This is a genomic window from uncultured Lactobacillus sp., assembly GCF_944327175.1.
Lineage (GTDB): Bacteria > Bacillota > Bacilli > Lactobacillales > Lactobacillaceae > Lactobacillus.
Window position 1 is genome coordinate 1 of the sequence record NZ_CALVGT010000019.1, and the last position, 12,743, is coordinate 12,743.

Annotated in this window: 14 protein-coding genes and 1 pseudogene; 10 read left to right on the plus strand and 5 right to left on the minus strand. The window is 49.7% G+C overall.

Annotated elements, in window-relative coordinates:
* From Q0J41_RS03230 to Q0J41_RS03240, 3 genes are all read left to right on the plus strand, one after another.
* A partial coding sequence (locus Q0J41_RS03230) for a transposase domain-containing protein (RefSeq protein WP_296226078.1) occupies positions 1-130 on the plus strand: 130 nt, incomplete at its 5' end.
* Positions 131-831: 701 nt separating this feature from the next.
* On the plus strand, positions 832-1,719 hold the full coding sequence (locus Q0J41_RS03235; RefSeq protein ID WP_296226048.1) for a CAP domain-containing protein: 888 nt from the start codon (positions 832-834) through the stop codon (positions 1,717-1,719).
* A gap of 132 nt (positions 1,720-1,851) precedes the next feature.
* Positions 1,852-2,616, plus strand: coding sequence for a nucleoside phosphorylase (locus Q0J41_RS03240; RefSeq protein WP_296226050.1), 765 nt, complete (start codon positions 1,852-1,854; stop codon positions 2,614-2,616).
* Between the two features lie 79 nt (positions 2,617-2,695).
* On the opposite strand, the gene Q0J41_RS03245 is transcribed toward Q0J41_RS03240, so the two are convergent.
* Positions 2,696-3,961, minus strand: a complete 1,266-nt coding sequence (locus Q0J41_RS03245; RefSeq protein WP_296226053.1) for a carboxylate--amine ligase — start codon at positions 3,959-3,961, stop codon at positions 2,696-2,698.
* A gap of 93 nt (positions 3,962-4,054) precedes the next feature.
* Positions 4,055-5,014 carry an ATP-binding protein gene (locus tag Q0J41_RS03250; RefSeq protein ID WP_296226055.1) on the minus strand — a complete coding sequence of 320 codons (960 nt, stop codon included), beginning with the start codon at positions 5,012-5,014 and terminating at the stop codon, positions 4,055-4,057.
* A 265-nt stretch (positions 5,015-5,279) separates the two neighbouring features.
* Between Q0J41_RS03250 and Q0J41_RS03255 the strand changes: the two genes are divergently transcribed.
* From Q0J41_RS03255 to mscL, 5 genes are all read left to right on the plus strand, one after another.
* On the plus strand, positions 5,280-5,429 hold the full coding sequence (locus tag Q0J41_RS03255) for a YbaK/EbsC family protein (protein ID WP_296226057.1): 150 nt from the start codon (positions 5,280-5,282) through the stop codon (positions 5,427-5,429).
* Between the two features lie 446 nt (positions 5,430-5,875).
* Positions 5,876-6,328: a MarR family transcriptional regulator gene (locus tag Q0J41_RS03260; RefSeq protein WP_296226061.1), complete on the plus strand. Its 453-nt coding sequence runs from the start codon at positions 5,876-5,878 to the stop codon at positions 6,326-6,328.
* Entirely contained in the window at positions 6,318-7,325 is a 1,008-nt protein-coding gene (locus tag Q0J41_RS03265) for an asparaginase (protein WP_270447205.1), read from the plus strand. The genes Q0J41_RS03260 and Q0J41_RS03265 overlap by 11 nt, the downstream gene beginning before the upstream one ends.
* Positions 7,326-7,442: 117 nt before the next feature.
* On the plus strand, positions 7,443-8,273 hold the full coding sequence (locus Q0J41_RS03270; protein ID WP_296226066.1) for a Cof-type HAD-IIB family hydrolase: 831 nt from the start codon (positions 7,443-7,445) through the stop codon (positions 8,271-8,273).
* A gap of 85 nt (positions 8,274-8,358) precedes the next feature.
* Complete coding sequence (mscL, locus tag Q0J41_RS03275) at positions 8,359-8,835, plus strand: large conductance mechanosensitive channel protein MscL (protein ID WP_296226068.1); 477 nt, start codon at positions 8,359-8,361, stop codon at positions 8,833-8,835.
* Between the two features lie 75 nt (positions 8,836-8,910).
* Here mscL and Q0J41_RS03280 read toward each other — a convergent pair whose 3' ends face one another.
* Both Q0J41_RS03280 and Q0J41_RS03285 read right to left on the minus strand, forming a co-directional pair.
* Positions 8,911-10,347 carry a nicotinate phosphoribosyltransferase gene (locus tag Q0J41_RS03280; RefSeq protein ID WP_296226070.1) on the minus strand — a complete coding sequence of 479 codons (1,437 nt, stop codon included), beginning with the start codon at positions 10,345-10,347 and terminating at the stop codon, positions 8,911-8,913.
* Positions 10,348-10,414: 67 nt separating this feature from the next.
* Positions 10,415-10,969 carry an isochorismatase family cysteine hydrolase gene (locus tag Q0J41_RS03285; RefSeq protein WP_296226071.1) on the minus strand — a complete coding sequence of 185 codons (555 nt, stop codon included), beginning with the start codon at positions 10,967-10,969 and terminating at the stop codon, positions 10,415-10,417.
* A gap of 250 nt (positions 10,970-11,219) precedes the next feature.
* Between Q0J41_RS03285 and Q0J41_RS03290 the strand changes: the two genes are divergently transcribed.
* Positions 11,220-12,065 carry a hypothetical protein gene (locus tag Q0J41_RS03290; protein WP_296226072.1) on the plus strand — a complete coding sequence of 282 codons (846 nt, stop codon included), beginning with the start codon at positions 11,220-11,222 and terminating at the stop codon, positions 12,063-12,065.
* Here the strand turns inward: Q0J41_RS03290 and Q0J41_RS03295 are convergent.
* Entirely contained in the window at positions 12,058-12,324 is a 267-nt protein-coding gene (locus Q0J41_RS03295) for a DUF1294 domain-containing protein (protein ID WP_296226075.1), read from the minus strand. The two genes, Q0J41_RS03290 and Q0J41_RS03295, sit on opposite strands and share 8 nt — an antisense overlap.
* A gap of 143 nt (positions 12,325-12,467) precedes the next feature.
* Between Q0J41_RS03295 and Q0J41_RS03300 the strand changes: the two are divergent.
* Positions 12,468-12,743, plus strand: a pseudogene (locus Q0J41_RS03300) (RNA-guided endonuclease TnpB family protein); the annotation flags it as partial.

Consider the following 12,743-nt stretch of genomic DNA (forward strand, 5'->3'; position numbering starts at 1 on the left):
ATCCATGGCAATTATTATGAGCATACTCGAAACTGCCAAGCAAAATGGCTTGGATCAATTCAAATATATCAACTATCTTCTGGACAAATTGCCCAATGAGCTGTCATTATTAGACACTCAACGTCTGTAAGCCTATTTACCATGGGCTGAGAATGTCCAGCTCCACTGTAAATAAAGTCCCATAAACTGATTAATCCCATCTTAGCATTGCTAGGATGGGATTTTAATATACTCTGCTATTGGGTACTTACGCTAAGGTTAGGCGACTTTTTAATTGCAAAAAATATTTGCCACAGGCTGTTACTTAATAAAATAAGCAGCTGCCTGTTTTTTGCCAAAAGAAAGCGGCAGCAAATTGCAATAATAACTTTTATATAATTGGAAAATGCTGTATCCTATTTATTATATTAGTTTTATATAATAATACTTAACTAATAGTTTTAGTCAATCTGCAAATGCTTATTTTAAGATTATGGTTATAGGAATGCTGCGCAAGTTTAAGGGTGAAAAATGATTCTAGGTTAATCACTATATTTTTGATAAGTTTAAACTAATTAGAAATATTCAAAAATAAATCATGCATCCTTTCATATTGGCTTTATATCAACATTTTAGAGAGATTGGGCAAATGGGCCGGTCTAAGCCTTGATAAATCAACGGTTATAGGCATTTTGCGCAATGACACAAAAGAGCTTCTTTTCCTACCAATAAGCAAAAACTTATAATAATTGCCGAGAAACTATAACTTTCCCCTTAAAACCCTGCTATAATTCTAGTTGAAAGATAAGAGACAACTAATAGCAGAAATTAAAGGCGAATAGGTGATCTATTATGAGAAAGCAAATCACAGTTTTAGCAGCTCTGGCAGCCCTCCTCGGGCTGGCAACCACGACCACGAATCCGGTTTACGCTAAGACCACTACCAAGAAGGTTACCCGGACCATCAAGGTTTACAAGCCAGGCAAGTACACCCGGGTTAAGCAAACCGCTACTTTAAAGAAGAAGGGCCGCAAGTGGACTACTTCCAGATGGAAGTCCTACAAGGCTCCTAAGGCTGCCGGCTACAAGGCCCGTACCAAGACTGTCAAGGCAGCCAAGGTAACCTCAAAGACCAAGAACAAGACGGTTAAAATCACCTACAAGGCTAACAACACCAAGAAGGCAGCTGTTAAGGCCAGCACTGACAACAGCCTGAGCAGCCAAAGCCAACTCCGTCAAGCAGCCCTGAACGTAGTCAACAGCTTCCGGGCTAAGGCCGGGGTCAAGGCAGTCAAGATGAGCTCCAAGTACAACGCCGTTCTTGACAAGCGGGCTACTGAAAAGGCAAAGCAGTACGTTACTACCAGGACTTACGACCACTCCGGCTACAGCTCCCTGCCACGCTACCTCAACACCTACCCAATCGTTAACGGCAAGATCATCTATCACGGCGGCGAAACCCTGCACGCTTGCTACTACAACGCGCAAAGAGGCAACGCTACGGCTGAAATGAAGTTCAGCTTGGCCAGCACTTTCACTGAAAACATGCAGGCTGAAAAGGATGACTATCAAGCCATCGTCGTTAAGAAGACCAGAAAGAACATCACCAACATCAGCGGTACTTATGAACACTACACGATGATGGTCGACTCTGGCAACCACACCGCCTACATCGGCGTAGGCCACTACGGCAGCGGCAGCAATGCTATGGTCTGCGTAGTAATCGAATTCCACGCTTAAATCACACTATCCCATATAATTCTCTGCATCTAAAAGGAGCCAGTTCCAAACCGGAACTGACTCCTTTTCTTTTGTTCAGGGGAGTAGTAATTTGCTATACTTTAACTTGCTTAAACTGGAAAGGACTAGATTATGATCGAGAAAAACGAATTGCCGATTTTGGAATATGATCCGGTTTCCCAGGAAGTTCTGAAGCCGGGCCATGATAATGAAGGCGTAAGGCTGCCGGAAAAATGCCTCTTTGCCTTCTTAGGGGACGAAGTCGATAAGTATGCCGAGCAGGTTAACGCGACAGTGGCTGACCACTTTATTACGATTGACCGCCTGCGGCCGATCTACATTATTAAGAACCAAGGCGAGCAGCTGTGCTTATGCCGGGCACCATTAGGTGGTCCTGCCGCCGCCCAGTTTATGGATGCCTTGATCGCCCTTGGCTGCCGGAAGTTTCTGGCTGTTGGCTCCTGCGGGACCTTGGTGGACATCAAGGAGAACGACTTCTTGATCCCGACCCGGGCTTTACGAGACGAAGGCACTTCCTACAAGTACCTGCCAGCCAGCCGCTATGTGGACCTTGATCCAGTAGCTGTTGAAAAAATCGGCCAAGGCTTAAAAGAGCAGGGGTTGCCGTTTGAGCACTGCACGGCCTGGACGACTGACGGCTTTTTCCGGGAAACCCAGGACATGGTCGAATACCGGCGTGAGGAAGGCTGCCAGGTGGTAGAGATGGAGTGCGCCTCAATGGCCGCTGTTGCCGCTAAACGGGGTGCTGAATTCGGCCAGCTCCTCTATACGGCTGATTCCCTGGCTAACGTGGAGGCACATGATGATCGCGATTGGGGGCAGGCTTCCCAAGCAAAAGCCCTGCACATCTGCTTGCGGATTATCCACAACTTTTAAACAGGACAGAAAAATAGTACGCAAAAAAGAGGAAACTCCCGTGAGCTTCCTCTTTTTGCTGTGCATAAGTTTATGTCTCTTATTTCTGCTTTTCGAAGTACTGCTCTTTATTAACCTTGAAGTACTTCTGGTAATCCTTGTAGTAGTTGTGGTACATGTGCTTCATCAAGAGCCAGCGCTTGACGTTCATGTCCGGCTTATAGAAGACCGTGGTGCCTACCTTGCCGGCCCGGAGAAGCGCCAAGGCTTCCTTTTTGGCCAGGGAGTCGACCGCGTATTGTTCAAAAATCTTGGCCGGCACGCCTAACCAGAGCTTATGCTTGGCCGGGTTCTGGTTGCCGTAAACAACCGGCTGGTCCTTAAGTGAGTCTTCCACATAGTCTTCCACGTACCACTTGGCCAGGTTATAGCCGTTCAAAGTGACATAGAAGCTGGACCGGCCTTGGCGGAGGTTGATCTCAAAGAACTTGTACTGGCCGTCGCGGACGTCGTACTTGATGTCAAAGTTGGCCATGCCCGTGTAGTTGATTTTTTCCAAAAAGGCCTGGACAGTCTGGTAGAGTTTCTCGTCATAGTCCGGCGCGATCACCATGTAGTTGCCGATGGCAATCGGGTCCGGGTCTTCCAAGAGGGGGTGGCCCAGGCACATCATTTTGACCTTGTGATTCTTATCCACATAAGCGTTCAAGACCCGCATGTTGGAGTCATCGCCCGGGATGAAGTCTTGCAAAATCAAGTCCGCTTTATAGCCGTTCGTGTAGATCTTGCTTACAATATCCTTGAATTCAGCCAGGTCTTTAATGACAAAAGCCTTCTTCCGCCCTTCAAACTGCACGTCCAGCCAGGAAACCGGGTCCTCCGGCTTTAAAGCGACTGGGAAGGGGAAAGGCACGTCGGCGTAAGAACCGTCTTTGTAAGCGGCCATAGTGATGATCTTGGTCTTCGGGTAAGGCAGGCCGTATTCTTCACAGACCTCGTAGAAGCCCTCCTTAGAGATCAGCTTTTCCAAAAGGTCATAGTCGATATAAGGAACGATGAAGGCCTCTTCCAGTTCCTGCTTGTGCTTGGCCAAAAGTTCTGAGTAACCATCCCCGCAGGAGATCAAGATCACCGGTTCCGGGTGCTTCTTGTATTCCTTGATCTTCTCGCGCATGACCTTGATAAATTCCGGGTCTTCAGTAAAGCCCGGGTGCACCTCGATGTCAACGATCTTTGAATACCGGGTCGGGGCTAAAGTGGACGCGCCCCAGGCCTGGACCTTGATCCCGTAAGCCTCGTGGAAGGACCGGGCCATCCCGTATACGTTGATGTCGCTGCCTAAAAGAATCGGAGTAAATTGTTGCATGATTATTGCCAGATTTCTATTGGATTGTAATTTTTTGGATGAAAAAAGTCCCTACCTATGTTAGCACGTTTAGGCAGGAACTGAACTGTTTGCTTATGAATTTTCGCTGATCCGGTAGCGGATGGCCTTGGCCTTGCCCCGTTTGAGAACCAAGCCGCTGTTTTCCATCTGCCGCAAGAGCCGGGTCGCCGTAGCCGGGCTGACCCCTAAGAGCTCTTCAATATCGCTTCTGATAAATTCCCCATGCTCTTTGCCAAAAGCCAAAACGGCTTCTTCATTGCCAGTTGCCTGGGCCTTTGGCTTGGGAGCTGGGCTAGGAGCAGGCCCAGCTACCTTTTTGACTGGCTTAGGAGCCGCTTTAACAGCTGCCTGGTAATGGGGCAGGACCACCTTAAAGGAGCTGGGTGCGGCCAAAATCTGGGGCACTAGCCGGCTGCCCTTGTAGGCGCTCTTGATTCTGGCTAACCCCGTTCCGTAGGATTCCACCAGCTTCAGCTGGTAAAAGAGGTCAGCCAGGCGCTTGTTCCGGCAAACTGACAGGCCCAGCTGGATGTCTTCCAGGGTAATCCCGGGCATGAGGCCGCCAAAAGAAATGAATTCCACCCGGTCTGTGTATAAGTTGATCAAGCTGCTGGCTGGATTGCTGTAGTCCCTGTGGATAATTGCGTTCATTAGGGCTTCCCTTAAGGCCTGCTTGGGATAGGCCGGCCGGTCTTCCCGGTAAAGGCCCTTGATCTGGCTCTCTACCGGGTTGTGCTTTTCCAAAAAAGCGTAGACCTGCTGGAATTGGGCGGCCAGAGACCCGGTAAACTCCTGCCGGTCCAGGAATTCGTCCTGGTTCGTCCCCTTAAAAACAGCGCACTTGATCGTGTAAGGGCACTGGTCAGAGACCAGGAGGTCGAAATTGCTGAACTGGAGGATACCGAACTGGTTGGACGGCGGGGTAAAGGAGAGACCCTGCTGGTCAAAAAGGGCCTGCAGGGAGTTAAAGGTCAAGTCCTGGCGGGGAGAAAGTTGGTTTTCAAAGCTGCTGGAATCGTTTGGCGTAAGCATGGCGCGCCTCCTTTTTACTGCTTTCAATCTAATCATATTTTAGCGAATCTCGTCAATCTCGTCAATGACGTGATTGGATTTGATTTGATTAGATTGACTTGATTTGATTCGATTCCCAGACCAAAAGAAAAGCGCCCGAAGGCGCTCTTGTTAAAGGTTGGTCTGCTTTTTCTCCTGCTGTTTGGCATAGAAATGGTGGGCGACGTAGCAGAAGATCACGAATGGAATCGTCGCGTACAAGGCCACCCCCCACAAGAAGGCCAAGATGATTCCTTTTGAACAGGTGGAAGATTACATCGGCCACGCTCCAAGCGTGGTCTGCCCCTTTGCGGTCAAACCAGGCGTCAAAGTCTACCTAGACGAGTCCCTTAAGCGCCATGCCGAGGTTCTACCCGGCAGCTGGCTCAGGCAATAGCGCTGTCCGCTTGACCATCCCGGCTCTGGAAAAATACTCCGCCTACACGGACTGGGTGGACGTGACCAAGACAGCTTAAAAGAACAGAGAAAAGAGAAACAAAAAACGCGAACCGGCTGGTTCGCGTTCTCTGTGATGTGAAAAATTACACTGATAACAATAACAATTTACCACAGATAAAGTTCAGCGTTTGGTGTGACGCTCAACCTAATCGTAATTTTTTCATCTTAATGATAATACTTTCATTTTATCTCGTAAAGTACTAAGGGTACTTTTTTAAAAATACTTAGAAAAATAGGTGACTTTTGAGGGAAAAACGATGGTGGATTTAAGCAAGCTGCGGGACCAGATCGACCAGGCCAAGCGGCTGGAAAAGTACTTTTAACCGGCAAAAATGGTAAAATAGGCTCTTAGGTATTGTTGGTAGATTAGGAGCCGAGGAAACGATGGATTTAGGGTTAAGAGTCAAGAAGATCAATGATTTGATGGCCAAAAGGGGCAACTATGAGCTTAAGAAGCTGGGCTTGACCTTTTCACAGTTTCACTGCCTGTTTTATCTGGAGAAATGCACGGGCCAGCAGGCGCCTTTAAAGCAGCTGGAAAATCACTTTGAAGTGGCCCAAGCTACCATGGCCGGGATTGTCGGCCGCCTGGAAGGTAAGGGCTATGTCAGAAGCCACTTGGCGGAAAGCGACAAGCGGGTGAAGATTGTCTGCCTGACGGATGAAGGCCGGCAGATTTGCGCCAGTGCTAAAAAGGGGATGCACAAGCTGCAGGGAAAGGTGGAGCAGCTCTACAGCCGGCAAGAACTAAGCCAGCTGGAAAAGTACCTGGACCGTTTGTATGAGCTTTTGGCTGAGGAAAATCGGGAAGCATGTGAGGAAAAAGATGACCAATAAGAAAATATTGCTGCTGTCGACTGGGGGGACGATCGCGTCCGTGGCTTCAGAAGAAGGCCTAATCCCGGGCCAGTCGGGGGCGGAACTGCTCCATACTTTGGGCGGCCTGCCTTATGAAGTCGAGGTCAAGGACATTTTATCTTTGGACTCTTCCAATATCCAGCCGGAAGAGTGGGCTTTTATCGCCGAACAGATTTACAAGTTGCGCCGGGGCTTTGACGGTATCGTTGTTTCCCACGGGACTGACACCATGGCTTACACGGCATCGATGCTCACCTTTATGCTGCAGGGGATCGACCTGCCGGTCGTTTTAACTGGGAGCCAGGTGCCCATGCAGGCCATCTTAAGCGACGCGCCGGACAACCTCCGGGTTGCCTTTGCCGCGGCCGCAACCTGCAAGCCGGGGATTTATATCGCCTTTAACCGGCAGATCATGCGGGGCTGCCGCTGCGTTAAGATCCGGACGACTGGCTTTGACGCCTTTAAGAGCATCAACGTTGACCCGGTGGCCATGGTGACTTCAGACGGCATCGACATCAAGCACAAGGACTTTGAATACGTGCCAAGCGAGCATGCCATCTGCACTTTGAATACCAAGGTAGAAACCCAGGTGGCCATGATCAAGCTTTTCCCAGGCTTTGACCCGGCAGTTTTGTCCGCCATGGTTGACAGCGGGGTCAAGGGGATCGTCATCGAAGCCTATGGCCTCGGCGGCATGAACTACATGCGGCGGAACATGGTTAAGGCGATTGGCGAGATCATCAAGCGGGGAGTACCCGTGGTGGCCTGCAGCCAGTGTTTGTACGAACGGACTGACCTGACCAAGTATGAAGTTGGCCGGGCGGCCATGCTGGAAGGGGCGATCAGCGGCCGGGACATGACCAGTGAAAGTGCCGTGACCAAGCTGATGTGGGCCCTGGGACAGGGGATGGACCTGGAAGACGTCCGGGCCTTCTTTAACAAGGATATTGCCGGTGAGGTAACCATCACCGATTAAGCTGCGGTAAGGCAGCTTTTTTATTTTTTTCTCTTTGTTTTCATTTTTACTTTTGTTTTCTTTTTACTCTTAAAAACGCTATCATGGTGGTAGAAAAAAGATGAGCAAGGAGGAAAAATGATGATCAAACTGATTGCCAGCGACTTAGATGAGACCTTGCTAGGGCCGGGCAGCCGGGTAGTAGAGGAAAATCTGCGGGCTGTTAAAAAATGCCAGGAACTGGGCATCAAGTTCGTGCCTGCGACTGGCCGGGGTTTTTACTCTTTAAGGCAGACTCTGGAAGAACTGGGCCAGGCAGACCAGGCCGGCCAGTACACGATTTGTTACAACGGCGGGGCGGTTTTTGAAAACAAGGGGCCGCGTCTGATTTCCTTTACCGGGATGGACGGGGATCTGGTTGAGAAAATCTTCAAGCGGGGGCAGGAATTAGGCCTGGGGATGCATATCTACACTGAAGATCAGGTTTACGGTTACCAGCTCACGCAAGAAGAGATCGATTTTTGCCAGGGTCGGGCCGATTTCGCGACTTTGCCGGGCGGGGACTTAACGGCCTTGCGGGCCAGCGGGGCCCGTTTTGCCAAGATTCTCTACGTCGATACTGATTTTCCCCGCTTGAAAAAATTGCGGAAGGACCTAGCGGATTTTGAAAAAGTCAGTGAGGTGAGCTTTTCGTCCAACCGCTACCTGGAATTCAACCCGCCCAAGGTGAACAAGGAAGCAGGCTTGAAGAAACTGTGCCAGGAGCTGGGCTATCAGCTGGATGAGACCATGGCGATCGGGGACAGCTTCAACGACCTGGCCATGATCAAGGCAGCCGGCACCGGCGTCGGGGTAGCCAATGTCAGCCCGGAAATGCGGGCAGACTGCGACAAGATTACGGAGAAGACTTTTGACCAGGGGGCGGTAGCTGAAGCAATCGACCGCTGGGTTTTGCCAGAATATAAGTAAGACAATGACTGTTAATTGTTCCCTAAGAATGCTATAATTGGTTCGCTAATTTATATAAGCGCTAAATTTTATTTGGGAGTAAAAAATGCCAAAGCGAATTAATCTGCCAGACGGCCAGCAGGCTGTCGAATCTACCAAGGGCTTCTTCGGGGAGTTCAAGGCCTTTATCTCTAAGGGCAACGTGATGGATATGGCCGTCGGTATCATCATCGGCGGTGCCTTCACCACTATCGTCAAGTCCCTGGTCAGCGACATCATCAGTCCTCTTTTAGGGCTGGTCGGTGGGATGAATTTTGACCAGTTCTCACTGAAATTTGCTGGGGTGACCCTGGCTTATGGGAAGTTCTTGACCGCGGTCATCAACTTCTTGATGATGGCCTTTGTCCTGTTCTTGATCATCAAGGCCTTCAACCGGGCCGGGTCCTTGATCAAGAAGGAAGAAGAGGTTGAAGAAGAAGCAACGACCAAGGTCTGCCCTTACTGCAAGAGCGAGATCGATATCGAAGCCAGCCGCTGTCCGATGTGTACGTCAGAATTGGAAGAAAAACTGGCTGAACAATAAAATAGTAGGCAAAAGAAAACGAAGCTGCTCAAGTAGAGCAACTTCGTTTTTTGTTTATGCAATTAAAGCGGTGACTTACTTAAGCTTGTGGTCCTTGATCATCTTGGCTTGCAGGTCAGCCAGGGCAGGAGTCAGGTAGACCGGGTAGCGGTCCGGATTAAGCAGTCTTTGGGTTTCTTCTGGCAGTTCAGCCAGCTTTTCGAACATGTGCTTTTGGATCTTGAAGGTGTCGGTTTCGATGGACTTGGCCTTTGGGCCGACAACGACCTGGGTCAAGAGGACGGCGTCGAAGTTCTTCAAGTTGGCTTCAGTTTCAGTCATCATCGGGTCCATGTTAATGCCGATGAATTCTTCTGGCAAGCTTTCATCCGCCAGGGCGATGACGTCCGCGAAGGCGTTCTTGGTCCCCTTGTGGTAGAGGCGGTAAGCCTTCTTTTCACCAGGCAGGGTGACCTTTTCCTTGGAGTTGGACAGCTTGATCTTTGGCTGCCATTTCCCGTCGCCGATCTTCAAAGCGGCCAGCTTGAAGACCCCGCTCAGAACTGGTGAGCTGGAGCTGGTGATCAATTGTTCACCAACGCCGAAGCTGTCAAGCGGCGCGCCTTCTTGGAGAAGAGAGTGGATGACGTTTTCATTCAAGGCGTTAGAAGCAGTGATGGTTGCTTCTGGGAAGCCAGCGTCGTCCATCATCTTGCGGGCCTTGCGGGACAACTTAGCGATGTCACCGGAGTCGATCCGGATGCCGAACTTCTTGTGGCCCTTGGCGCGGAGCTCCTTGAAGACCTTGATGGCGTTAGGCACGCCGCTAGTTAAGACGTCGTAAGTATCGACCAAAAGCAAGGCGTTGTCCGGGTAGACTTCCGCCCACTTTTCAAAGGCTTCAAGTTCAGTTGGGTAGCTTTGAACCCAGGCGTGGGCCATGGTGCCGGCAACCGGGATGTTGTACTTGGCTGCTGACAAGACGTTGCTGGTTGACCCGCAGCCGCCGATAACGGCAGCTCTGGCGCCCAGAACGGAAGCGTCCGGACCTTGGGCCCGGCGGGCACCGAATTCCATGACTGGCCGGCCAGCCGCGGCCAGGTTGATCCGGCGGGACTTGGTGGCGATCAAGGACTGGTGGTTGATCAAGTTAAGGACGAAGGTTTCCAGTAATTGACATTGAATCAAAGGCCCCTTGACCGTCAGGATTGGCACCCGCGGGAAGACCGGGGTGCCTTCTGGAATCGCGTAAACGACGCAGTCGAAGGTCATGGTTTCCAGGTAGGAAATGAATTCATCGCTGAAGAGCTTGAGGGACTTCAAGTAGTCGATGTCTTCCTTGGTGTAGTGAAAGCCCCGCAATTGTTCAACAACTTGCTCCAGGCCGGCGGAGACAACGAAGCTGCCGTTGTCCGGAACAGTCCGGTAAAAGACGTCGAAGACGGCTTCGGTATCTCTTGGCAGGGTTTCAAAGTAGCCGTTTGCCATTGAGAATTCGTACAGGTCAGTAATTAACGCGTGTGATAAAGACATAGTGTAAAAATCTGCTTTCTCAAAAATATAACTGGTAAAAGTAAAAATAAAAACTTAAACGTAAATGTCAGTCGACGACTTCAGCGCCCAGGCAGGACTTGAAGTGGTTCAGTGCCCATTCCTGTCCCGCGTCGTTTAAAGCGGCAACTGCCTTTTCGTGCACCGTAATGTCGTAGCTATGGTTGTAGGCATCCATGGCGGTATGCAGGACGCAGATGTCCGTGCAGACCCCGGCCAGGTGAACCCGGCTGACCTTGCGCTCGCGCAAGAAGAGGTCCAGGCCGGTAGCGCAGAAGGCAGAGTAGCGTGACTTGTCCAAGACAAGGACGTGCTCGTCGTCTTGATGTTTATTATACCAAGTTTGCAGGGGTCCGTAGAACTCCCGGCCCCAAGTATTTGGCAGATTGTGGGGTGGGAAGAGCTTGGTTTCCGGGTGGTAGGGGTTGCCCTTAAAGTGCTTGTCGGTTGGCAGGATGACCCACTTGCCAGCAGCTAAAAACTGGTCGGCCAAGCTGACGATCTGGCCAGCCAAGGCTTGAGCAGGTGCCCCGCAGGTCAGAGCGCCTTTGTCATCTACGAAGTCATTGGTATAGTCAATGATCAAGAGTGCTTCATTTTCCATCTTTTTCTTCCTTTTGTTAAAAGTACAACTTACCTAAAACAAGGCAAAAATAAAAAGTAAAATAAACTTTTACTCGCTTGACGTCAACTTTACTCCAGAAAAGATTATTTTACAAGTTTTTTCAGACAAAGAAGGTAAATTAAGCGATTTTTTACCAACAAAAACGGAAATTTCTTTATAAAAGATCTGGCAAGATCTATAATTAGGGGTGGAAAGCAGGATAATTATTGATAAAGAAAGAGTGTAAAAAATGAAGAAGAACAGGAAAAATTTGGCCCTACTTCTGCTGGCAGCAAGTTTGCTTGCCGGTTGTGCGGGTCAAAGCAAGCAGCAGTCCAGTCAATCCAGCCAGACCAAGAGCGAAAAAAAGGCGGAAAGTAAGGCTAGCTCTAAGTCGGCGGCTAAATCAGTGTCTAGTTCCGCAAAATCGTCCTCAAGCCGGGCCAGCTCTAAGTCCGCGGCTTCCAGCAGTCAAAGGGCAGATGCAAACCGGATGGGGACTTTAACTAGTCAATTAAGGGTCAAGCTGCCGGGGATGCTTTTGCCGGCGGCTGACGGCTTAGGCCAGGGCAGCAGCAATTTGAATATCCGCTACACCAGCTCAAGCAGCCAGAATGTTGTCTACTACAGCGTCGGAAATAACCCGCTGGCATTAAACGACAGCCGGATTGTCAGTGAAAAGCCATATGCCGTTTTAACGGAAAACAAAAATGTGGCTGATCCAAGCAGCTTGATCAATTACCAAGAGCCTAAGACCGGCCTGCCGGTTGTTAAGATTGCTGGAAATGTGACCGGGACAGAAGAAGGAGCTGCTGGGTCGACTTATCTGCAGTTCAATCAGGGCCAGTGGTCCTTTGTCGTCCGCGCCAGCAATGTCCAGGGGCAAAAGCCGCTGCCAACGGCGCGAAAATTGCTCGCGCTCTACCAGCAATACGGCCTGCCATATACAACGGCGAAGGCCAGCGTGCGGGTTGATGTTGGCGAAAGCCTAGGTTCTTTGAACACGGTAATCAGCTGGGCCAAAGGTTCCAGCGTTTACCAGCTCAAGGCCCACAGTACGGAGACAGCCTTTAAGATGCTTAAGAGCCTTAGTTGAGGGTAAAGATAAAGTAACCAATTGCGGCCCAGAGGATAAAGCCGGTAAGGACTGCTAAATAGAAGTAGCCCTTGCGGATCTTATGGTGAAAGGCCAGCATGCCCAGGCCGGACCCGGCAGGAGCCAGGAGGCCGCAAGCTAAAAGAGTCCGTTCGGGGATGCGCCAGGCATGCCTTTTGGCTTTAGCCTTGTCGATGCCGTAGAGGGCGAAGGCGATTAAGTTGATCAGCAGCAGGCTGCTTTGCCAAAGTTGATTCATTGATATACCTAGGGCTGATTAAACAAGGATACCCCATGATTTCAATCTGGGGAGGAATTGTACTTTCAGCCCTTTTTCCTTTCTACTGTATTCACTAAAACAAAGATGATATAATATTAATTGAAAGAATGGAGGTGAAACCATTGGAACAATCAATTACTATCAAAGCAAAATTACTCAATATTGATGATGAAACTGCGCAAGCCTTTGCTCAATCTATGGAGAAGTACAAAGACGCTTGCAACTTTATCTCACAGTATGTCTTTGACAACAATTTTGAATTGTCGCAATTAAAACTGAACAAAGCTCTCTATCATGAAATTAGAGACCAGTTCGGCCTTAAAAGCCAGATGGCACAGTCGGCAATCAGAAATGTTATTGCCCGCTATAAGACTGTCAGAACACAGCTTAATCAAAAG